Annotated in this window: 13 protein-coding genes; 9 read left to right on the top strand and 4 right to left on the bottom strand. The window is 47.9% G+C overall.

The features are described from left to right. Positions 1–9: 9 nt before the first annotated feature. Positions 10–699: an ATP-dependent Clp endopeptidase proteolytic subunit ClpP gene (gene clpP / locus ADH68_RS12995; protein ID WP_068960453.1), complete on the bottom strand. Its 690-nt coding sequence runs from the start codon at positions 697–699 to the stop codon at positions 10–12. 215 nt (positions 700–914) lie between these two features. Further along, positions 915–2,276, bottom strand: coding sequence for a trigger factor (locus ADH68_RS12990; RefSeq protein WP_068960454.1), 1,362 nt, complete (start codon positions 2,274–2,276; stop codon positions 915–917). A 475-nt stretch (positions 2,277–2,751) separates the two neighbouring features. Between ADH68_RS12990 and purL the strand changes: the two genes are divergently transcribed. The 5 genes from purL to ADH68_RS12965 are packed head-to-tail and all read left to right on the top strand — an operon-like array spanning position 2,752 to position 11,547. Further along, the gene (gene purL / locus ADH68_RS12985; protein WP_068960455.1) at positions 2,752–6,453 is read left to right on the top strand and encodes a phosphoribosylformylglycinamidine synthase; all 3,702 of its coding nucleotides are present in this window, start codon (positions 2,752–2,754) and stop codon (positions 6,451–6,453) included. Between the two features lie 23 nt (positions 6,454–6,476). Beyond that, positions 6,477–7,880 (top strand): amidophosphoribosyltransferase, encoded by a 1,404-nt coding sequence (locus ADH68_RS12980; RefSeq protein WP_068960456.1) that lies wholly within the window; start codon positions 6,477–6,479, stop codon positions 7,878–7,880. 47 nt (positions 7,881–7,927) lie between these two features. Beyond that, complete coding sequence (locus ADH68_RS12975; RefSeq protein ID WP_068960457.1) at positions 7,928–8,800, top strand: electron transfer flavoprotein subunit beta/FixA family protein; 873 nt, start codon at positions 7,928–7,930, stop codon at positions 8,798–8,800. A 12-nt stretch (positions 8,801–8,812) separates the two neighbouring features. Continuing rightward, positions 8,813–9,841, top strand: coding sequence for an electron transfer flavoprotein subunit alpha/FixB family protein (locus ADH68_RS12970; RefSeq protein ID WP_068960458.1), 1,029 nt, complete (start codon positions 8,813–8,815; stop codon positions 9,839–9,841). Continuing rightward, positions 9,841–11,547 (top strand): acyl-CoA dehydrogenase family protein, encoded by a 1,707-nt coding sequence (locus tag ADH68_RS12965; protein ID WP_068960459.1) that lies wholly within the window; start codon positions 9,841–9,843, stop codon positions 11,545–11,547. Before ADH68_RS12970 ends, ADH68_RS12965 begins: the two co-directional genes overlap by 1 nt. A 142-nt stretch (positions 11,548–11,689) precedes the next feature. On the opposite strand, the gene ADH68_RS12960 is transcribed toward ADH68_RS12965, so the two are convergent. Continuing rightward, positions 11,690–13,951, bottom strand: a complete 2,262-nt coding sequence (locus ADH68_RS12960) for a GH92 family glycosyl hydrolase (protein ID WP_232321538.1) — start codon at positions 13,949–13,951, stop codon at positions 11,690–11,692. An 80-nt stretch (positions 13,952–14,031) separates the two neighbouring features. Beyond that, complete coding sequence (locus tag ADH68_RS12955; protein WP_084273978.1) at positions 14,032–16,254, bottom strand: GH92 family glycosyl hydrolase; 2,223 nt, start codon at positions 16,252–16,254, stop codon at positions 14,032–14,034. A gap of 399 nt (positions 16,255–16,653) precedes the next feature. Between ADH68_RS12955 and ADH68_RS12950 the strand changes: the two genes are divergently transcribed. From ADH68_RS12950 to ADH68_RS12935, 4 genes are all read left to right on the top strand, one after another. Then, complete coding sequence (locus ADH68_RS12950) at positions 16,654–20,538, top strand: pectinesterase family protein (protein WP_068960462.1); 3,885 nt, start codon at positions 16,654–16,656, stop codon at positions 20,536–20,538. Positions 20,539–20,699: 161 nt separating this feature from the next. After that, complete coding sequence (locus ADH68_RS12945; RefSeq protein ID WP_068960463.1) at positions 20,700–21,446, top strand: nitroreductase family protein; 747 nt, start codon at positions 20,700–20,702, stop codon at positions 21,444–21,446. A 33-nt stretch (positions 21,447–21,479) separates the two neighbouring features. Further along, positions 21,480–22,499, top strand: a complete 1,020-nt coding sequence (locus ADH68_RS12940) for a DUF5119 domain-containing protein (protein WP_107042760.1) — start codon at positions 21,480–21,482, stop codon at positions 22,497–22,499. A 90-nt stretch (positions 22,500–22,589) separates the two neighbouring features. Then, complete coding sequence (locus tag ADH68_RS12935; RefSeq protein ID WP_068960465.1) at positions 22,590–23,630, top strand: fimbrillin family protein; 1,041 nt, start codon at positions 22,590–22,592, stop codon at positions 23,628–23,630. The last annotated feature ends 146 nt before the right edge of the window (positions 23,631–23,776 follow it).

The raw sequence follows: 23,776 nt of genomic DNA, 5'->3' as shown, positions 1-23,776 counted from the left end.
TTCCTTTACTTAGTGTTTGGCTTTTACAAGTACCTGGTCAATCATGCCATACTCTTTGGCTTCTTCTGCGGTCATCCAATAGTCGCGGTCGGAGTCGCGTTCTACCTTTTCGAACTGCTGGCCTGAGTGGTCGGCGATGATGGTGTAAAGTTCTTTTTTTAGTTTTTGTATCTCCCGGGCAGTGATTTCGATGTCGCTGGCCTGACCTTGAGCACCACCCATCGGCTGATGAATCATGACGCGGGAGTGCTTCAGCGCATAGCGCTTTCCGGCAGCGCCGGATACAAGCAATACTGCAGCCATAGATGCGGCCATGCCGGTACAGATTGTGGCTACATCCGATGAGATGTACTGCATCGTGTCGTATATACCAAGACCTGCATATACCGAACCTCCGGGTGAATTGATATAAATGGAGACATCCTTGCCGGGATCGGACGAGTCGAGATACAGGAGCTGTGCCTGAATCACGTTGGCGGTATAATCGTTGACATCTGTGCCGAGAAAGATGATTCGATCCATCATGAGACGGGAGAATACATCCATCTGGGCTACGTTTAGCTGGCGTTCTTCTATGATAGTGGGAGAGATATAGCTGGAAGTGATGTTGGCGGCATTGGCGGCGGCGATATATTGGTCAAGCGCCAGGCCGTTAAGCCCGCAATGCTTTACAGCGTAGTTTCTAAAGTCGTTGTTCATATTTCAAAGTATATGTTGAGGGTGGATGCGTATCCGCCTTTTTAGTTTCAGTTATTCAAAGATATGAAATTTCTGCGATATTTCCATAAAATTCCGGCATGATTTGAAATTTTTCCAAATTAATACCTGTTTAATCAGAGTGAGGGCGATGCTGCACGTATTGTGCGCATCGCCCCCGCATCCGTTTTGTCCGGACAGATCCGGTATGGGAATTATCAGAGATTCTGAGCTATTTCCTTAAACTCGTCGAGAGATACGGCTTTTTCGTCGAGGGAGACTTTGGCCTCAACGGCGTTGAAGAGTTTGCTATCGCCTACCTCTTCGATAAGGCGCGGACGATAGTTCTTGTCGGCGAGAATGCGCTTTGCATATTCTTCGAGTGTATCGTCGGGAACATTGGTCATGCCGTACTGTGCAAACTGCTGGCGTGCAATCATTTTTGCAAAGTCGGTGAGGTCCTTCTCTTCAATCTTGATTTCGCAGAGTTCGGCCATGCGCTCCTTAATCAGCTGCCATTTGAGAGAGGGGAGCATCTTTTCAAATTCGGTGTCGACATTTTCGGCGTTGATGCCCTCATTTGTAGCTACGAGCCATTTCTTGAGGGTCTCGGCGGGAATTTCCATGTTGCCGTATTTTTCGGTCATGTATTTCTGTACATCGGCACGGAATACATACTTGCTGTTCTGCTCAAGGTCGCGCTCTATCATAGTTTTTACGCCGGCGAGATACTGGCTTTCGTCGGTAGCTGCATCCTTGCCAAGAACGTTGTCGAACAGTTCCTGATTGAGTTCGGCAGGACGTACGACGATGATTTCGGAGATTGCCATCTCGAAGTCGCCCTTGACATCTGCTGCTTTTTCTTTGTCTATGCCGAGCATTGAAGAGAGTTCGGCCGGATTGCCGTCACATGTCTTCCAGGGGTTGAATACAACCTTGTCGTCAATTTTCTTTCCGGCAAATTTTTCTGCTTCGGCCTTGTCCTTGAAATACATGGGAGCAACAATGCCGTTGATCATCTGGATAGCGTCTTCGTCGGTCTTTACGTTGCCTTCTGCATCCAGCTCCATTATTGAGCCTTTTACAAGAGCATTCGGTTCGACGGCCTCTCCGGGCACCTGAGCGCCGAAGCGTTCACGGAACTTATCGCTCTGCTCATTGACCATCTCGTCGGTTACATTAATCTTATAATAGGGGATATGCACGTCCTTATTGAGCTCTACATTGATTTCAGGCACGAGGGCGAGGAGGTACTGGAACTGGAAATCCTTCTGGTTGTCGAGGTCAAGTTCTTTTACATCTACGGGTACGGGCTGTCCGAGGACTGCGAGTTTGTTGTCGCGGATATAGCCTACGACAGCGTTGTATACTATGTCGTTGATAGCATCGGATGTGGCCTGCTTGCCGAATCTTTTCTGAATCATGCCTGCGGGTACATGACCTTTGCGGAATCCGGGGATATTGGCGTTGCGGGCGATTTCCTTAAGTTTTTTCTCTACTTCGGGCTTGTAGTCGTTTTCTTCAATAGACACATTGAGCACGGCGCTCACGTTGTCGGTCTTGTCAAGTGTGACGTTCATTTCGTTGACGATATTTTTTATTGTGATTATTCTTGTTCGGGTGTCATATGCCTACGCAATCCGCGGTTGATTGATGGAAAGGATACGCACGGATGTCAGACAATTCCGGCACAAATTTAGTGCTAAAATTGGCAAACATGCAAATTTCGCATAAATCTTTTTATACTCTTTCTCGCATGGCGCCGACATATATCCTACAATGGATAATGCAAAATGCGTGCCAAAGTTCTGCCGGATATGGAATGTTTATTATTTTTTGCATTTCTGGCATATTGTCAGTATTTCAGGTGTCGGGCATGACACGGTTTTATAATAGGCGACGGTAAAAATAGTCCCATATCGGTATAGCCGGCCAACTTTTTTGGCAAAAATCACTCAGATGAGCCGAAAATTTGTAATTTTGCATTCCTAAGCGCATCGGCATACCGATGCATGCAAAACCAGTCATCAACATTTATCAGGAAATAGATAGAGTATGGTTGTATTCTTCAAAAAAGGCGCCAATCTTGTGATTGCCGTCGAGACTACCCACCGACCGGATGCCACAGAAGCGGAAAAGCTGTCGTGGCTCTTTGGAGGCGCTACCCTCCTTGTTGCTACCAGCCTTAAAGGTCGCTTTATAGGGCCACGTCGGGAAATGATTACCCCGTGGAGCACAAATGCAGTGGAAATCACCCAGAATATGGGGCTCGAGGGGATTACCCGAATCGAGGAGTTTGTACGCACTGTCGAGCCGGAACCGCGTTACGACAAAATGCTACAGCGGGTTTATGAGGGCCTCAACAGTCGCATATTTACAGTCGCAAAGACTCCGGATCCGATAGTATATATCGACGATATTTCAGAATACAACAAGGCTGAAGGTCTCGCGCTCAGTCCTGATGAAGAGCAATATCTGCGCGATCTTGCAGCAAAGCTCGGTCGCCCGCTGACTGATAGCGAGGTGTTTGGCTTCTCTCAGGTCAATTCGGAGCATTGCCGTCATAAAATTTTTAATGGCACATTCGTGATTGACGGCGAGGAAAAGCCAATGTCGCTGTTCAAACTTATTAAGAAAACATCTCAGGTCAACCCCAACAAGCTCGTTTCGGCATACAAGGATAATGTAGCCTTTGTCGACGGCCCAAAGGTTGACCAATTTTATCCTGTAAACCCCGACCGTCCGGATTATTTCGAGGTGAAGGATCTTGATACGGTAATCTCGCTCAAGGCCGAGACTCACAACTTCCCCACTACTGTCGAGCCATTCAATGGCGCAGCCACAGGCACAGGCGGCGAAATCCGTGACCGTCTTGGCGGAGGCAAGGCCTCACTGCCTATCGCCGGAACAGCGGTTTATATGACTTCATATCCGCGAATGGCGCCCGAGCATCGTTGGGAACTTATGATGAATCCGAGGGTGTGGCTATATCAGACGCCTTGTGACATTCTTATCAAGGCTTCCAACGGAGCAAGCGATTTCGGCAACAAGTTCGGTCAGCCGCTTATATGTGGTTCGCTTCTTACTTTCGAGCATGAGGAGAATGGTAAACAGTATGCCTACGACAAGGTAATCATGCTTGCCGGCGGAGTTGGTTTCGCTGCTAAAAAAGATGCATTGAAGGGACATCCCGTTGCCAATGAAAAAGTAGTGGTAATGGGCGGCGACAACTACCGAATCGGTATGGGCGGCGGCGCTGTGTCGTCGGTTGAGACGGGCCAATATGACAATGCCATTGAATTGAACGCTGTACAGCGAGCCAATCCTGAGATGCAGAAGCGTGTCAGCAACGTGATACGCGCTCTTGCAGAGAGCGACAACAATCCTATTGTATCGATTCACGACCATGGCGCCGGCGGACATCTCAACGCATTGTCGGAGCTTGTCGAAGAGACCGGTGGCAAAATTCATATCGACGCACTGCCTGTCGGCGACAAGACGCTCTCGGCCAAGGAGATAGTAGGCAATGAGAGTCAGGAACGCATGGGCCTTGTGATTGAGGAGAAAGATATCGACTATGTGCGTACAATCGCCGAACGGGAACGTGCTCCTTTCTATGTGGTGGGAGAGACTACGGGCGACGACCGTTTTGTGTTTGAGCAGGCCGACGGTGTCAAGCCTATTGATTTAGGAATGGCCGATATGTTTGGCAACTCGCCCAAGACTGTACTTACCGACACTACGGTCAATGTAAAATATAAGGATGCGGTCTACGATGAAAACCGCATCGAGGAATATCTGACCGACGTGCTTTCGCTTGAGGCGGTAGCTTGCAAGGACTGGCTGACCAACAAGGTTGACCGTTCGGTTACAGGAAAGGTTGCCCGTCAGCAGTGCCAGGGCGAGATTCAGCTCCCTCTGAGCGACTGCGGAGTGGTTGCGCTTGACTACCGCGGAAAAGCCGGTATCGCCACATCTATCGGTCATGCACCACAGGTGGCGCTGATTGATGCCGCCAAGGGTTCTGTGATGGCGGTTGCCGAGGCTCTTACCAATATAGTGGGGGCTCCTATGGCCGAAGGGTTGAAGAGCGTTTCGCTCAGTGCCAACTGGATGTGGCCATGCAAGAATCCCGGAGAGGATGCGGCTCTTTATCGTGCTGTAGAGGCCTGCTCCGACTTCGTGTGTGAGCTTGGAATAAATATCCCTACCGGCAAAGATTCGTTGTCAATGACACAGAAGTATGGCAACGATAAAGTATATGCTCCCGGAACTGTCATAATCTCGGCGGCAGGCGAGGTAAGCGATGTGCGCCGCACTCTTACTCCGGTACTTCAGGCCAAACCATCTACATTATATTATATAGATTTTTCAGGCACCTCGCTTGCATTGGGTGGCTCGGCCTTGTCGCAGGTGCTTAATGCTTTAGGCAGCGAGGCTCCTTATGTTTCCGACGCCAAGCAGTTTGCAACTACTTTCAACGCCGTACAGACTCTTGTAAAGAAAGGTATGCTTCTCGCAGGACATGATGTGGCAGCCGGCGGTCTGGCAACTACACTTCTTGAAATGGCATTTGCAAATTGCGACGGAGGTATAGACTTCAATACCGAAGCATTTGTGGCAGCCGGCGAATCGGATCTTGTCAAGATTCTTTTCGCCGAAAATCCGGCACTGGTAGTGCAGGTGGCTGACGAAAAGTGTCAGCGAGTGGAGGATGCTTTGTCAGCGGCCGGTGTTCGCTTCTTTGCCATCGGCACACCATGCGCCGAACGCATGCTCACCGTAACCCACAACGGTGCCGACCACATCTTCTTTATTGACCACATGCGTGACGTATGGTTCCGTTCGTCATATCTGATGGACGCTGTGCAGAGTGGCGAGAAGTGTGCGGCAGAGCGTTTTGAGAACTATAAGAAGCAGCCTATACGCTATCGTTTCCCGTCGGGATTCAAAGGCTCGCTTGCGTCACGTGGTCTGTCACTCCGCCGTGACGGCAAATCGGGCGTACGTGCCGCAATTATTCGAGAGAAAGGCGTCAACGGCGATCGGGAAATGGCCTACTCGCTGTATCTGGCCGGCTTCGATGTCAAGGATGTGCATATGACCGACCTCATGTCGGGACGTGAGACACTTGAGGATGTCAACATGATTGTATTCTGTGGCGGATTCTCCAACTCCGATGTGCTTGGTTCTGCAAAAGGATGGGCCGGTGGATTCCTTTGGAATGACAAGGCCAAGGCTGCTCTTGAGGCATATTACAAGCGTCAGGACACCCTGAGCCTCGGTATCTGCAACGGTTGTCAGCTCATGATTGAACTCAATCTCATCAATCCTGAGCATAAGCGCAAGACAACCATGGAACACAATGTAAGCCATAAGTTTGAGTCGCAGTTCCTTGGATTGACCATTCCAAAGAATGATTCAGTTATGTTCGGTTCACTCTCCGGCTCGAAGCTCGGTATCTGGGTTGCGCATGGCGAGGGACGTTTCAACCTGCCTGAACCACTCTCAAGCTATAATATTGTTGCCAAATACAACTACAATTCTTATCCTGCCAATCCCAACGGCAGTCGTGGAGCCGTTGCCGGCCTGGCGTCGGCCGATGGCCGTCATCTGGCTATGATGCCTCACCTGGAACGTGCTATCTTCCCATGGCAATGTGGCTACTATCCTGCCACACGTCGCTCGGAGGATGTCACACCATGGATTGATGCATTCGTCAATGCCCGTCGTTGGATTGAGGATAAAACCAAATAACCTATTAAAGATTCACAGTTTCTATGGGTGGCTTTTTCGGCGTTGCAAAACGCACAGAATGCATCAACGAGCTATTTTACGGAGTTGACTACAACTCCCACATGGGTACAAAGCGCGCAGGTATCGCAACATGCAACAACGGCGTCTTTACCCGCTCGATACACAATATCGAGAACAGTTATTTCCGTTCGAAGTTTGAGGGAGACCTCAAGGACTTTACCGGGAATGTCGGTGTCGGTGTCATAAGTGACACCGATGCCCAACCAATTATCGTGAACTGCCATCTTGGCAAATTTGCGATAGTGACAGTAGGACGTATAAATAATATCGCCGAGCTGGAGAAGGAACTGCTGGCCAAGGGTCATCACTTCTGTGAACACTCCTACGACATTATCAATCCTACAGAGATGGTTGCTGCGCTTATATGCGAGGGGAAAGACTATGTGAGCGGTATTGAGAATGTGTATAAACGGCTCAAGGGCTCATGCTCGATGCTTCTCCTGACAGAGGACAGTATTATTGCCGCACGTGACCGTCTCGGACGCACACCAATTATAGTAGGGAAGAAGGAGGGTTCTCATGCGCTTACGAGTGAGACATGTGCTTTCCCAAATCTTGGGTATGAGGTGTGCTACAATCTCGGTCCGGCCGAGATTGTAGAAGTCAAGGCTGACGGTTTCCATCAGCTTAAGGCTCCCGGAGAGGAGATGCAGGTATGTGCTTTCCTTTGGACATATTATGGATATCCCGTATGTGAATATGAGGGACGCAATGTCGATGAAATGCGTTATGAGGCCGGGATGGAAATGGGTCGCAATGATGACCAGGAGGTCGACTTTGTGAGCGCGGTTCCGGATTCAGGTATAGGCATGGCTCTTGGATATGCTGAAGGTAAAGGCGTGCCTTATCGCCGGGGGATAGTAAAGTATACTCCGACATGGCCACGCAGCTTCACCCCTTCAACTCAGGAGCGCCGTGAGCTCGTTGCCAGAATGAAACTTATACCTAATGGCGCATTACTTTACAACAAACGTGCGATATTCTGCGATGACTCTATCGTAAGAGGAACACAGCTACGCGACAATGTGAAGGATTTGTTTGACTGTGGTGCCAAGGAGGTACACGTACGAATAAGTTGCCCGCCGCTCATATATCCGTGTAAGTTTATCAATTTCACCGCATCCAAGAGCGATATGGAGCTGATAACCCGTCGCGTCATTAAAGACCTGGAGGGCGATGCCGATAAGGATCTGGATAAATACGCTACTACCGGCTCGCCACAATATGAGGCCATGGTAGAGAAAATCCGTGAGCAACTCGGGCTTACATCGCTTAAGTTCAGTTCCGTAGAGACTGTGGTCAAGGCTATCGGGTTGCCCAAATGCAAGGTCTGTACCCATTGCTTCGACGGCACCAGCTACGAGTGATAATCAACCGAATCAATTAACTTAATATATCTAATAACCTTAAAAGTATGAGTCTTAACATCATCGTGCTCGCCAAGCAGGTGCCTGACACCCGCAATGTGGGCAAAGATGCCATGAAGGCCGACGGTACCATCAACCGTGCCGCCCTTCCTGCAATCTTCAACCCGGAGGACTTGAATGCTCTTGAGCAGGCGCTCCGCCTCAAGGATGCCAATCCGGGATCTACGGTGACCCTTCTTACAATGGGTCTGCCACGTGCTGCTGAAATTATCCGTGAAGCCATCTATCGCGGTGCCGATACCGGTATAGTCCTTACCGACCGTACACTTGGCGGTGCTGATACACTTGCCACATCGTACTCACTGGCCCAGGCTGTAAAGAAGTTTGGCAACTATGATATAATTCTCGGAGGCCGTCAGGCTATCGATGGCGATACCGCACAGGTTGGCCCCCAGATTGCCGAGAAACTTGGCATTCCCCAGGTGACATATGCTGAAGAAATTCTTGACCTCAAGGATGGCAAGGTGACAGTGAAGCGCCGCATAGAAGGCGGGGTGGAGACTGTAGTGGCACCACTGCCATGTGTAGTTACTGTCAACGGCTCGGCTGCTGAGTGCCGTCCCCGCAATGCAAAGCGTGTACAGAAATATAAATATGCCGTATCTCCGTCAGAGAAGGGAAACCTTTCTCCTGAAATACAGGCACTTGTTGATGCACGCCCGTATCTTAACCTACAGGAGTGGAGTGCGGCATATGTAGATGCCGATCCCTCACAGATAGGCCTGGCCGGATCTCCGACAAAAGTGAAAGCCATTGAAAATGTAGTATTTACAGCCAAGGAGAGCCGTACTCTCACAGATGATGACACTCAGATAGAGGATCTCATCAAAGAGCTTATCGTCAACCATACTATCGGCTAATTATATTGAATCATGAACGACAACAACAATCTCATAGTATATTGCGAGTATGAGCATGGCAAAGTAGCCGATGTGAGCCTTGAACTTCTCACCAAGGGCCGCGTGCTCGCCGACAAACTTGGCGTTAAACTTGAAGCATTGGTAATAGGCGATAAACTCAACGGTATCGAGGATTCGCTCTTCCCCTATGGCGTGGATGTGGTTTATAAGGTAGAGGACGCTCGTCTCTATCCATATACCTCCAACCCCCACGCAGCAGTGCTTATCAATCTTTTCAAGGAGATTAAGCCCCAGATTTGCCTTATGGGAGCCACATGTATTGGTCGTGACCTTGGCCCACGTGTCAGCTCATGTCTCCACAGTGGTCTCACCGCCGACTGTACTTCGCTTGAAATCGGCGACCATACCGATCCCAAAACCGGTAAAAGCTACACCGACCTCCTTTACCAGATTCGTCCTGCATTCGGCGGCAATATTGTGGCCACTATCGTCAATCCCGATCATCGCCCCCAGATGGCTACCGTACGCGAGGGTGTGATGAAGAAGGAGATAAAGGATTCCGCATACAAGGGTGTAGTAGTAGACCTTGAAGCTGACAAGTATGTTAAGCCAGAGGATTTTGTGGTAGAAATAATCGACCGACATATCGAGAAATCGAAAATAAATATCAAAAACTCTCCGATAATTGTGTGCGGCGGTTATGGCATGGGGTCCAAAGAAGGCTTCGACATGCTCTATGATCTTGCTGCCACTCTTGGCGCCGAAGTAGGCGCTTCGCGCGCCGCGGTTGATGCCGGATTTGCCGAACACGACCGTCAGATTGGCCAGACAGGCGTTACCGTACGTCCCAAGCTGTATATCGCCTGCGGTATTTCCGGACAGATTCAGCACATTGCCGGCATGCAGGAAAGCTCTATTATCATTTCGGTCAATAATGACCCCAACGCACCTATCAATACCATCGCCGATTATGTAATCACCGGCAATGTGGAGGATGTCGTGCCCAAACTCATTAAATATTACAAGAAAAATTCGAAGTAATGGCAAATTTTTATAACGACAATCCCGCTCTTAAGCATCACCTTACCCATCCTCTTATGGGTAAGATTGTCGCCCTCAAAGAACGCAATTTTACCGAAGCTGACAAGTTTGATTATGCTCCGTTCAACTTCGATGATGCTATGGACTCCTACGATAAGGTACTTGATATCGTAGGTGAGATTACAGGCAATATCATAGCCCCTAATGCCGAGGCTGTAGATCATCAGGGGCCTCAGGTAATTGATGGACGTGTGAAGTATGCCGACGCCACTGCGGAGAACCTTGATGCCTGCCGCAAGGCCGGTCTTATGGGTATGGCTATGCCTCGCCGATTCGGTGGTCTCAACTTTCCGATTACACCCTATATCATGGCTGCTGATATTGTCAGCCGTGCGGATGCCGGATTTGAGAACCTGTGGGGACTTCAGGACTGTGCTGAAACAATCTATGAATTTGCCGATGAAGACCAGAAGAGCCGCTTCATTAGCCGTGTATGTGAGGGTGAGACCATGTCGATGGACCTTACCGAGCCTGACGCAGGTTCCGATCTCCAGTCTGTAATGCTCAAAGCCACTGAACAGCCCGACGGCACATGGCGTCTGAATGGTGTTAAGCGATTTATCACCAATGGTGACAGTGATATCCATCTGGTGCTTGCACGCTCTGAGGATGGAACAAAGGATGGCCGCGGCCTGTCAATGTTCATTTACGATAAGCGCGACGGTGGAGTAACCGTACGCCGTATCGAAAATAAAATGGGCATCAAGGGTTCTCCCACCTGCGAGCTTGTTTACCGCAATGCAAAGGCTGAACTCTGCGGTTCGCGCAAACTTGGTCTAATCAAGTATGTGATGGCTCTTATGAACGGCGCCCGTCTCGGTATCGCCGCGCAGTCTGTCGGCATTTCAGAGGCGGCTTATCGTGAAGCCCTTTCTTATGCCCGCGACCGCAAGCAGTTTGGCAAGGCTATCATCGAATTCCCGGCAGTATACGAAATCCTTTCGGTAATGAAGGCCAAACTCGAGGCTTCTCGCTCTCTTCTTTATGAGTGCTCTCGTTTTGTCGATATCTATAAGATTTACGATGATATCGCCAAAGAACGTCCTCTCACTCCGGAAGAACGCAAGGAGGCAAAATACTACAGCAAGTTTGCCGACGCATGCACACCCCTTGTCAAAGGTCTTGGCAGTGAGTACGCCAATCAGAATGCATATGACGCTATCCAGATTCACGGTGGATCCGGCTTCATGAAGGATTATGCATGCGAGCGTATATATCGCGACGCACGCATCACATCAATTTACGAGGGCACCACACAGCTCCAGGTTGTTGCCGCTATCCGCCACGTGACAACCGGTACTTACCTCAACCTCATCCGTACATATGAGGCACAGGAAATCGGACACACCTATAAGCCGTTGCGCGACGAACTCGCCCGACTTACCGCTACTTACGAGAAGTGTGTGAAGAAGGTGACCGAAGCCAATGACCCCGCATATCTCGATTTCATGGCTCGCCGTCTTGTAGAGATGGCCGGTAACATCATAATGAGCCACTTGCTCATACTTGATGCGTCTCGCAATGCTGATCTGTTTGATGCCAGCGCACGTGTTTACTTCAATCTTGCCCAAGCTGAAGTAAACAAGCATGCCGACTTCATCAACCGTTTCAATCCTGCCGAAACAACACTGTACAAGCAGGCATAAAGGATAATAATAAGGAGAATGAATGGAGCGCCAATGTGGATTTGGCGCTCCATTCCTTTTTTATTTTATATCATCAAAATTAATCCGCCATTTAGCCGTGAAGCTAAATGGCGGATTAATTTTGATTGCTTGTATATAACCTTTATTTTATTCCTGCGGCTTTGGCTTCGTTACGAGAGAAAGAGTAGGGGGCATCTGAGGGAGAAGTACCTCTTGTGGTATTGGGAGTAGCCGACTTCTTAATCTTGATAGTGGCGCCATTCTGCAGGTCGTCATGGTGCAGGAAAGTCGGGGAATATGGCTTGCCGTTTAGTACCACAGAGTCAACATACCATTCTTCAGGCGAGGATTCAATTACAGTCTTTTTGCCACCGGGCATTGTGAGGGTGGCTTTGCCGAATAGGGGAGTGCCGAGCACATACTCTCCGGTACCGGGAGTTACGGGGTAGAAACCGAGGGCTGAAAATACGTACCATGCGGATGTCTGGCCATTATCCTCGTCGCCGCAGTAGCCGTCGGGAGTGGGGGTATACATGCGGTTCATTACCTCACGCAGGCGTTTTTCAGCTTTCCATGGCTCACCGGCGTAGTTATATAGGTAAATCATATGCTGGATAGGCTGGTTGCCGTGGGCATAATTGCCCATGTTCATGACTGTCATCTCGCGAATCTCATGAATCGGGAATCCATAATAGCTGTCATCATATAGGGGAGCCACGTTGAATACAGAGTCGAGCATTTCCACGAATTTCTTACGTCCTCCCATCAGACCTATCAGGCCGTCCACATCGTGGAATACCGACCAGGTGTAGTGCCAGCTGTTGCCTTCTGTGAAAGCGTCGCCCCACTTGAGAGGGGAGAATGGGCTTTGGAATGTGCCGTCGGCATTGCGGCCACGCATAAGATTGCTTTCTTTGTCGAAAACATTGCGGTAGTTCATGGCACGCTTGGCATAAAGTTGCTGCTCTTTTTTCGGTCGGCCGAGAGCTTTTGCAAGTTCATATATACACCAGTCGTCATAAGCATATTCAAGTGTGCGGGCAACGTTTTCGTTGATTTCAACATCGTATGGAACATATCCAAGCCAGTTGTAATACTCGTGGCCGCGGCGACCGCTTGACGATACTGTAGGATGTACATTCTCGGTGCCTTTCACAATACCTTCCCACAAAGTGGCTGTGTCGCTGACTTTCACTCCGTTGAGATAGGCATCGGCCAGCACGGATGCCGAATTATTGCCGACCATGCAGTCGCGGTGACCGGGACTTGCCCATTCGGGGAAGAAGCCGCTTTCGCGATAATGGTTGAGCATTCCTTCCTGGATTTCTGAGTTGACCTCGGGATAGAAAAGATTCAATAAGGGGAATAGCGCACGGAATGTATCCCAGAGTCCGGTGTCGGTATACATGTATCCATCCTTTACCTCGCCGGTATGAGGGCTGTAATGAACGGGCTTGCCTGAAGCATCGAGTTCGTAAAATTTGCGTGGGAACAGGAGGCAACGGTAAAGACACGAGTAGAATGTGCGCATGTCAGTTTCCTTTCCGTCCTCGACACGGATTTTGCCGAGTTCAGTGTTCCATCTGTCTTTGCCTTTGGCTACAAGTATATCGAAACTGTCGTTCCCAAGTTCATTGAGGTTAAGTAATGCTTGTTCGGGCGATATGAATGATGACGCCACACGGGCATTCACAATCTCGCCTTTGGAAGTCTTGAAGCCAACTATAGCACCGGTGTGATTGCCTTCGGCGCTTGTTGCCCCTTTTGAAAGCACACTGTCGGTCACAGTGTAGAAATATTCAAAAGGCCGGTCGAACTCAACAACGAAATAGTTGCGGAAATTATCAGGTACACCTCCGCTATTGCGTGTCGTATATCCTGTGACACGGTGTTTCGACGCATCTATATTTATTGCTGAGCCGCGGTCAAAGGCATCAATAATCACATTTGCACTGTCCGTGGCAGGAAATGTGAACCGGAACATTGCAGCACGCTCAGTCGGTGTGACTTCAGCCACCACATCGTGGTCGGCCAGATATACCTTATAATAATGTGGCATAGCTGTTTCTCCTTTATGTGAGAACCAGCTTGCACGCTTTTCTTCGTCAAACACAGGAGTCCCGACTGTAGCCATCATGGAGAACTGACCATAATCGTTAATCCACGGACTTGGCTGATGGGTCTGCTTTATACCGCGGATTTTATGCGCGTCATATGTGTATGCCCATCCATCTCCCATCTTGCCTGTCTGGGGTGTCCAGAAGTTCATGCCCCAAGGCATAGCTACTGCCGGATATGTATTTCCTGTCGAGAGTTCAAAGCTCGACTGTGTGCCCATCAGCGTATTGACATACTGAGTGAGGTCGTCATTGGCCGTTGCTGTACAAGCAATAGTGGCGGCCATGGCAAAAAGTTTGATTCTATTCATCAGATTTGAGGTGATAATTGCATTCTGTAATAACTGTAGTGCAAAATTACAAAAATTTATTCATTGTCGGGGAATGACGCCGGAGTAGCTGACATCTCCATGTCTACAGTAGCTCCCGACATTATCTGCTCGTGAGTGATGAAAGTCTTGTCATAAGGCTTACCATCGATTTTTATCGAGCGGATATATATGTTTTCTTTGCTGACATCAGGAGCATTGACGGTAAATATTTTGCCGTTGTCAAGATGCAGCTGCATCTTTTTAAATAGCGGAGTTCCCAACTCATATATTCCATTTACGGGATTGACCGGATAGAAGCCCATTGCCGAGAATACAAACCAGGCCGACATCTGTCCGCAATCCTCATTGCCGCATAGACCTGCAGGTGTCGTATTGTAAAGCTGCTCCATTATTTCAGAAGCATATTTCTGGGTTAAATCGGGGCGTCCGACATTGTTGTACAGATACACTACATGATGGCTTGGTTCATTTCCATGAGCATATTGGCCTATCATTCCGGTGCTGAATATCGGGAGTGAGTCATTGGGCGAAGGATTGTAGGTCATCATGCTGTCGAGTTTTTCTTTAAAGCGGTCTTTCCCTCCGACAAGGTCAATGAGTCCGTCAATATCATGTTGTACCGACCAGAAATACTGCCATCCATTGCTCTCACAGATATCTTCAGTATAGTCATCGGGGTTGAAACCGTCAAGAAAATCTCCTTTAGAGTCGCGAGGCTGCATGAAAGATGTCGCAGGATTATATACGTTTACATAATTGCCGGATCGTCGGTAGAATTCGTCAGCGACATCCTTACGCCCCATATTTTCAGCCATAAGAGCTATACAGTAATCATCGAATGCATATTCAAGTGTTTTCGAAAGCGACCAATTCTCTTCTCCTTCGATATGGCCGGGGCTAGGCACATAGCCAAGGCGCTTATAGTCGCCTATCTGTCGGTATGAATCAAGATTGGCAGTGGCAATGCATGCGTCAAGAGCTTTTTCTGCGTAGTCATTATCGATAAGTCCTTTCATATATGCGTCGACTATCACAGGAACTGCATGATATCCAATCATCATATCAGTCTCCGAACCCTGGAAGTTCCATACAGGCAGGCGTCCGTTCTGTTCACCGAATTCTACAAGTGATTTTACAAAATCATGAGCGCGAACCGGCTGTAGATAAGTCATCAGAGGATGTGACGCCCTGAAAGTATCCCACAGTGAGAAAGTGCCGTAGTTAGTCCATCCCTCAGCCTGATGGTTGGCTTTGTCGGGACCACGATATGCACCATCGACATCGCCGTAGATAGTAGGAGCGAGCATTGAGTGGTAAAGAGCGGTATAGAATTTTACTTTGTCATCATCGCCTCCGTCAACGGTGATTTTTGACAAAGCTGAGTTCCATGTCTTACGGGCGTTTTCGCGATATTTGTCAAAATTGTCATCAGGGACCTCTGTGGTAAGATTGAGTGCCGCTCCTTCTGCTCCTGTACATGACAAGGAGGTGCTGACGGAAATCTGCTCCCCGGCTTCGGTCGAAAAATAGAACCATGCCACATCGCCGTTGCCTATCGTTTTCCCGTCTTTTATAATCGGAGTGCGGTCTATGCGCAGAGAATCCCACGGCTGTGAGAATCTGGACCGGAACCATAGCCGTTGGTCGCGGGCCCATCCGTCAGAGAACCGGTATCCTTCGATTGTTACCGAGTCAACAACAGAAATATGACTGTCTTGTGTAGCGTCCCAGTTCATTGCTTTGGCAAGATTCAGTATTACGGCGCCATCGCCTTTAGGGAATGTATAGCGCTGTATGCCACAACGCTCGGTTGCGGTAAGTTCTACATTGATGTCGTAATCGGTAAGGCGCACCTGATAATAACCTGCGTTGGCAGTCTCATCGTCGTGAGAGAAACGGGAGTGTACGCCGAGCGGTGCATCGGACTCACGCACCGGAAGCATAACAGGCAGGAATGAGATATCATATAAGTCGCCTGCGCCGGTACCTGACAGATGGGTGTGGCTGAATCCTGCGATGGTCGAGTCGGGATAGAAATATCCGGCAATACGATCCCACCCGGGTATACCGTTGTCAGGACTTAGCTGAACCATTCCAAATGGCATTTGAGCGCCGGGATAAGTATTTCCGGTGAAGTCGGTGCCGATAAGAGTATTGACATATTGTGTCAAATCTTGATTCTGACTGGCATCATTATGTCCTGCACAGGCCGGCAAAACGAGTGCCAGAGGCATTAGATGCAAAGTAGACATTTTCATAATCTCTAAGGATGGTTTAATAAAGTTTAGATGTATAATACACGATTGAAGGATGGGGGGATTGTGTCAAAAGAGACAGACTATTGGCTATATTATTTTTAAATCAAGTTTATCTGAAAATCCCCGTGCTCTCAGATACAATTCTGACCTATTAAAATATAAAACGAGGGAATTGGTCGATTTATTGCATTATGTTCATTTTATTCATACTGCCTGAGGCATTGCGATGAATCCCAATGAGCCCACAATGAGTTGTTGTGTCAAAAATTCCACCTATTACGGTATGTATTGCACCGACTATAGCGGAGTGTTATAGCTATATTTGCATATCCCATACTAAGATGTGTGGAATGTATAATCTTAAATCGACATTACAATAATCTTAGATCCATAAACTGCATGAAATTAAATCCAAGTTTCCTGTGTGCTTCCTCAATCGCACTGTTTGCCTCGTTTTCGGCAGATGCTGCGATAGAGGGGTCTTTTGATCCGGCTTCTGTCGTGGAGCAATGGAGCAATTCATCGACTTATCCAAAAGTGATTGACATCAACTTCAGCGATGAGAGCTGGCCTTCAACCTGGCAGAAAGAGACCGGACGTGACTGTCCGGAATGGGCCGACGGAGGATATGTCAACGCTGTACTAACCACTCCGGCCAATGGCGATGCCTCCGATGTAAGTTACCCGGTGTTGTTCCACAACTGTACTTTTGCGACCAAGAAGTCGTTTAACGGTAGAGCCGGAGTGACGGCCGCTTTTGCCCGACAGTACTATCTTGGCGATAAGTGCTCCGGCAACAGTTCATCGACATACAATAATTGGACGGTAAAAGGGCACACACATTATCTTGAAGATAACATTACCTATGATGACAAAGGCAAACCTAATTATGGAGAAGCCGGCTTTGTACAGATGTGCCGTAATGCAGCCATTAACGGCGAGTCGATGCACGGCTGGATGGAAATAGACCATATACCGTATGTCGACATAATCCAATGGTCATGGTCATCTACATCCTGGGGACGAGGTATCAAATGTGACTACAAGGTTGGCGACGGCGAATGGAAGCCACTTGTATGGATGGGATCAGAACGTCAGAAGAATGGCTGGACTGTATTCTCTGATCAGGGATACTTCATGGAGAATAAAATCGATGCTCATGATGTATCTATCCGCTGGCGTGTATGGGATGGCGAGATAAAGGGCAATCCCGTACAGAGCGATGTGTTTACCCATTATGCCGACCCGATGGCGGAGCGACAGGCACCACGTGTGCATAAAATCCAGATTTTCGGAACTGAAATTACCGCTTCTGATGCAGAATATGCGCGAGAGAATCCAATCGGGGATATCGGTACACCCTCCGACCTTGGCGACTACGGCTTTTCCGGAGACACACAGAAAAAACCGTCGCCCGATACTGATGCTGAGATTGTAACCTATACTGTCGGAGCAGCTGATACTGCTGATTACAGCAGTATACAAAGCGCAATAGATGCAATTCCGGCATATACACGTGGTATCATATATCTGCATCCGGGCATATATGAGGAGAATGTATATGCCGGCCGCAAGGGTGAGGAACCTAAATTTATCAGTATCATCGGCGAGGATCCGGCCACCACTATAATCACATCATCCACCAGCCGTGGCGGTAGCAATTCAGGCAACAGCTATCTGGATTGTGCCGCTCTCAATGTGTTTGTCGACCGATTCTATGCCGAGGGGATAACAATACGCAATACTTCGGGGAATGTCGGACAGGCAGAAGCACTTTATACAGCAGGTGATGCACATGTATTTAACAACTGTGTTATTTCCGGTTATCAGGATACATATAAAGCTAATGTCGGTAGCCGGGGCTATTTTGTCAACTGTGTAATTTCCGGTGCTACGGATTTTATTTACGACGGAGGCCTTGAATGGTTTGAGAATTGTGAGATACGATGCCTGAAAGGAGGAGGCTACATAACTGCTCCTGCTGAAACAGCGATGCCAATGACTAAACTCCTTTATCCGGAACTTAGTGCCGACCGTTTCTATCCCGGACTGTTTTTCCGTAATTGCCGCATAACATCCGAGAACGGAGTAGCAACCGGTGCATATACCCTCGGACGACCATGGAAGGATACCTGTGGCGCAATGTTTATAGGGTGTATCCTTGGCAATCATATCAGCCGCGCGGGATGGTCATCCTGGAACGGAACTGAAAACAATGCGTCACTGTATGAATATAAGAATATGACTGAGGACGGTACTTTTACGGATATCTCCGGTCGCGCGTCGTTCAGTCATCAGGCTACCGATAACGAAGTTGAGGCATATATGAATCCGGAATTCATGTTTGGCAAACTGTCAGATATAGAGTTCGACTACTCTTCGATACTTCGCGGCAGTGCTACTCCACGCAACTTTGATATAACCGACAAAGGCATATTCTGGGACGCAGATGAAAATGTGGCCGCATTCATCATATATAAGAATGGCAAGTTCTGCGGCATATCCGCCAAGCCGGAATTCACCGAAGGCATTGAGCCGGGCGCGTCATATGCCGTACGTTCCGTATCGCGACATGGCGTAATGTCATCTCCGGTCAATGCGTCTGAGGCCCGTTCGCTTCTGGCATTTCCATCAGCCGAGGGATTCGGCAAATATACCTCAGGCGGCAGAGGAGGTCGTGTCGTGACTGTTACATCTCTTGCCGATGACAATTCCGAGGGGACTCTGCGATGGGCGTTTGAGCAGCATAAAGGCGAACCAATCACTATCGTCTTCTCGGTCAGTGGAAATATCCAGCTGAACCGTGAATTGCGAGTTAGTCGCTCAGATTGGACTCTTGCCGGTCAGACAGCTCCCGGCGACGGAATACTTATAAGCCGCAATAAAGTCAACTTTGGTGGTTCCAGCAATTTTATTGTCCGAAATATGCGCTTCCGTATCGGACAGAAGAGTATCAGTGGAGATATTCTTGCGGAAAATGCTTGTGGTGCGGAAAACTGTTCCGACTTTATCTTCGACCATTGTGCTTTCGGATGGTCGGTTGAGGAAAATATGAACACAGCAGATGCTCATTTCCTTACAGTACAGCATTCGATTGTACATGAAGGCCTCTACAATGCCGGCCATTCGAAAGGTGCGCGTGGATATGGATGCCAGTGGGGAGGCTCTCCGGCAACATACCATCATAATCTGCTTGCCCACAACAACTCTCGTTCTCCGCGATTCAATGGCGCACGCGGAGAGGACTATGTAGTGTTTATGGAATATGTCAACAATGTGAATTATAACTATGGCTCCAGAGGAGGGTGCTACGGTGGAGAGAACACTGCTGCAATCACATCTTACAACGGGCTTAATTCCGCACATGAATGTAATTTCATAAACAATTATTACAAGCCGGGACCAAATTCGAGCAAGACGGAATTGTGGTTTGTCAATTCGAGCGGAGCAAGAGAGGGCGCTACCTCATGGGCTCCGGCAAAATGGTGGGTTGACGGCAATGTCGGCGAGGGATTTGCCAAAGCGACAGCCGACAACTGGAAGGCGATGAATACCGAACTTTATACCCTGGATCAGATACGCGCATCGGAACGTATAGTTCCGGCAACACCATATTATAAGTGGACACTCGCCGGTCCGGTCGGCACCTATGTGCCGGAGCGATATATGCTTAGCGGGTATATGTCGGGTGAGGAGGCTTACAATTATGTAGTAGAACATGCCGGTACTGTTAATCGTGACAAGGTAGAACAGCGGGTAGCCGAGGAGGCCCGCACCGGTAAGGCTACGTATGGAGGCTCACTTGGACGCACACGCGGTATTATCGACAAAGAGACGGATGCCGAAGGCTTCTATGAATACTCGATCGATTATATTGTGCCTGCTGATACTGATGGCGACGGTATGCCTGACGAATGGGAGAAGTCGGTAGGACTTGATATTAATGCCACTGATAACAATCGCATCAATTCCGACGGCTATACAGCTCTTGAAGTGTACCTTGCGTCATTAATGGGAGAGAGCATGTCGACTGACTTTTTAATGTCAGGAATAGAGAATGCTGTAGTTAGTGCCAAGATATCCTACGACCCGTCTACTTCTATTCTGACAGTAAGCCCGGATGCAATCGGAGCGACACTTTCAGTATACGCTCTTGATGGACGCATGATTTACAATCGGGTCGTAACCTCTTTAGAGTCGAGACTTCCGCTTCCATCCGGAATAAACCTACTGCATCTGCATGGTCGTAATATTGCGCCACGGATGCTTAAAATCTCACGCTGAGATACTCAAGACCTAAATTATAATATGCGGCAGTCCTTCAAAATTTGAGGGGCTGCTATTTTTTTTTGAATGTTTAGAACATTTTGTATAGATGAACTGTTTTACGATTAATACCAATATATCAAGGATTCAATGCCAATATTATAACATCTTTGCCCGATATGAAAGACGTAAAGACCACCTTACTCGATCGCCGATGCATTCGTCGCTATGAACGTGAAGATATACCGTCAGAAATGATGGGATTCATATATGATGCGATACGTAATACACCCACAAGCTATAATGGACAACAGTTCTCAGTCATAGATATTGATGACCAACCTACCAAGGAGAAGCTATACGAGCTTACGGGGCAGAAGCAGATAAAGACCTGTCGCCATTTTCTGCTTTTCTGTGCCGATTACAATAAAATATCACTGGTGGCTGAAGCCAAAGGCATTGACATGCCTGATTTCGCTCACACGGCAGACGGTGTGATAGTAGGTATTGTAGATGCTACGCTTGCCATGATGAGCGCACTTACGGCGGCAGAGTCGGAAGGACTTGGAACATGTCCTATCGGATATGCGCGTACTGCGGCTCCGGAGGCTATCGCTCGCCTTATGAAGTTGCCGCCCAAAGTATTTGTGGTATGCGGGCTTGCAATCGGTATCCCACGCGAAATGCCGGATCTTAAGCCGAAGCAGAGTGCGGATCTTGTCGTCTATCACAATACATACCGTCAGGATAATCTTGTGCCCGAACTTTTGCAATACGATCAGCAGATTCGCGAGTACAATGCGACTCGTGCCGGTACAAAGAGCAATAATGACTGGGTATCCCATATAATATCCTACTATAAGGAAGCGATGGACTATCATACCCTTGACGCACTTCGTCGCCGCGGATTTGACATGTGCCGTTGAGGAAAATGTTGCCTTTAAAATTAAACTAAATATTTGGGAAGGCTTGCAACATATAATATCCAAATTGCGATTCCGACTTTTGTAGTTGTTATCGCATTTTTATTTTCAGGATGCAGTCTCATATATGAGCATGATGAATGTCCCGTAGCTTCGTATAATGGAAATTTCCATATTGATGTCAACTGGGAATATGCTCCGGATGCTATGCCTGAGGGAATGGCATATATGTTCTTCCCGATAGAAGGCGATGATGTATGGCGATTCGATATTCCGGGCAGGAATGGCGGAGATATTGAGATTCGCGATGATGATTATAGAGTAGTATGTATGAATGATGATACCTCCGGCATCCTTTTTAAGGACGAAGACAGTTTTTATTTTACATGCTACTGCCGCACAGGTGGCCTTTATGATGGTCTCGGAGGTACTCTTGATAATCCAATAGGCCCGGCTGTCGCCGATAATGGAGAATCCGTTGAAGTATGCCCTGACATGATGTGGTGTGGCTCGGTGTGGGAGATGGATTTGAATGCGTTGGGTGAGTGGATTACATACAATGAAGGTGAAGATAATGTGTTACAGGATATCCGGGGAATTACATTGTACCCTCGGCCTGCTGTGGCAAATTATCGGTTTATCATTGAAAATGTATCCAATCTCTCCGGAGTGAAGAGGCTGTGTGCGTCTATAAGCGGTATGGCATCAGAGATGTGCCCGGCAACTTTGATGTGTGGCTCCAGATGCGCTACATTGCCATTGAAAGCCGATGCGGCTGGCGATGATTGTATTGAAGGCCGTTTTTTGACTTTCGGGCTGCCAAAAAGTCCTGAGTCTGCCAATATATTGACTTTATATGTGTGGCTTACTGACGGAAAGAAATTACGATACGATTTTGATGTCACTAAGCAGGCTCGCAATGCAAAGGATCCGATGAATGTCAGTCTTATTGTCGGAGGCATTGAGCTTCCGCCTTCAGACCCTGTTGGTGGAGAAGGTGGACTTGATGTAAGCATAGATGGATGGATTACTGAAATAATCGACATACAATCATGAATATATACTCTCTTGTCTTAAAAACTTATTGGTTTGAAGCAGTGTTATAATCTATATAATGAGAATATACGAATCTTTAAGGTTTGAATTATGAAAACAAAGTCTCTTTTAGCTCTTGCTTTTGTATCTTCGGTAGCATTTATATCATGCTCTGATGACGGGTCTGGTATAAATGTTCCTGATGATAGCCGTGAGAATGCGATTGCATTCAATGTCATGGTTCCGAAAGCTCCCCGCGCGGCTTCGACCACAACTGCGACTATAAAAGAATTTTATGTATATGCCTTTACTGCAGGTAAACCATATATGGAGCGCGTTGTGGTAAGACGCAACGGTTCATCGTGGACTTATACTCCTACTATGTATTGGCCTGATACTCCGGTCAATTTCTATGCTTATAGTCCTAATATAACCAATTCTCCAAATGTCGGAGACGATGCAATCGGAGATATACCCGATTATACATGCGACGGGCAGACTGATTTGCTATATGCCGTAAATATAGGAGAGACGTCAAAAGCATCTCCCGTCAATATTAATTTCCGGCATGCGCTGTCCAAGGCCAGCATCATGCTGAGCAGTTCGAATGAGGCTATCAGAGTCAATGTGCGTCATGTTGTACTTCATGGTCTTAATCATACCGGTACATTCTACTACCCGGATGCCACTACTTCACAGTCAATGCACCAGAATGTAGGACATTGGGAAGACTTGAAACTCAGGTCTCCACTCATGATATTTTATGCAATTGGTGAGGAAGATTTTGTAAACCTGACAACCACTCCTGTTGATATCACAGAGAACAATCTCAATATGAGTTTCTTTCTCCCGCAACCTCTGACCAAACTTGAATTTGACGGTTCAAACTACACCGGGAGCTATATAGAAGTAGACTGTGAGATTTTCGATGTTGCCTCCGGTGCCAGAATATGGCCGACTGCATCAACTCCACCTTCACAGTTGGTCGATGAGAGTCCGGCCGGACGTCTGATATTCCCGATGACCTCCTCGGCAGTATCGGACTGGAAGATAGGTCATGCATACATATATAATATAAAGATTGATAATCCTACGGTTCTCCAGCCTATCGATTTTAATGTGACGGTCGACGACTTTACTTTGGAGAATTAATGTAAAGGATAAATCCCGATAGCGGATTGATATATTTGTACTGCCGCCAAAGAGTTCTGAATAGATACTCTCTTTGGCGGCAGTACTGTTGTGAGGTGTAATTTATTATTAAGCAGATTCTAAAGTATAGACAAATTCAAAAAAGT

This window comes from Muribaculum intestinale (genome assembly GCF_002201515.1).
In the GTDB taxonomy this organism is placed as follows: domain Bacteria; phylum Bacteroidota; class Bacteroidia; order Bacteroidales; family Muribaculaceae; genus Muribaculum; species Muribaculum intestinale.
The sequence above is the reverse complement of the archived record's forward strand: the minus strand, read 5'-3'. Positions and strand labels throughout refer to the sequence as shown.

What these genes read in the sequence shown, in the direction of transcription:
- ADH68_RS12970 (WP_068960458.1), top strand. Translation starts at nt 8,813, where the DNA reads ATGAACGACAACAACAATCTCATAGTATATTGCGAGTATGAGCATGGC.
- ADH68_RS12945 (WP_068960463.1), top strand. Translation starts at nt 20,700, where the DNA reads ATGAAAGACGTAAAGACCACCTTACTCGATCGCCGATGCATTCGTCGC.
- clpP (WP_068960453.1), bottom strand. Translation starts at nt 699, where the DNA reads ATGAACAACGACTTTAGAAACTACGCTGTAAAGCATTGCGGGCTTAAC.
- ADH68_RS12965 (WP_068960459.1), top strand. Translation starts at nt 9,841, where the DNA reads ATGGCAAATTTTTATAACGACAATCCCGCTCTTAAGCATCACCTTACC.
- ADH68_RS12960 (WP_232321538.1), bottom strand. Translation starts at nt 13,951, where the DNA reads ATGGCCGCCACTATTGCTTGTACAGCAACGGCCAATGACGACCTCACT.
- ADH68_RS12955 (WP_084273978.1), bottom strand. Translation starts at nt 16,254, where the DNA reads ATGAAAATGTCTACTTTGCATCTAATGCCTCTGGCACTCGTTTTGCCG.
- ADH68_RS12975 (WP_068960457.1), top strand. Translation starts at nt 7,928, where the DNA reads ATGAGTCTTAACATCATCGTGCTCGCCAAGCAGGTGCCTGACACCCGC.
- ADH68_RS12935 (WP_068960465.1), top strand. Translation starts at nt 22,590, where the DNA reads ATGAAAACAAAGTCTCTTTTAGCTCTTGCTTTTGTATCTTCGGTAGCA.
- ADH68_RS12950 (WP_068960462.1), top strand. Translation starts at nt 16,654, where the DNA reads ATGAAATTAAATCCAAGTTTCCTGTGTGCTTCCTCAATCGCACTGTTT.
- ADH68_RS12990 (WP_068960454.1), bottom strand. Translation starts at nt 2,276, where the DNA reads ATGAACGTCACACTTGACAAGACCGACAACGTGAGCGCCGTGCTCAAT.
- purL (WP_068960455.1), top strand. Translation starts at nt 2,752, where the DNA reads ATGGTTGTATTCTTCAAAAAAGGCGCCAATCTTGTGATTGCCGTCGAG.
- ADH68_RS12980 (WP_068960456.1), top strand. Translation starts at nt 6,477, where the DNA reads ATGGGTGGCTTTTTCGGCGTTGCAAAACGCACAGAATGCATCAACGAG.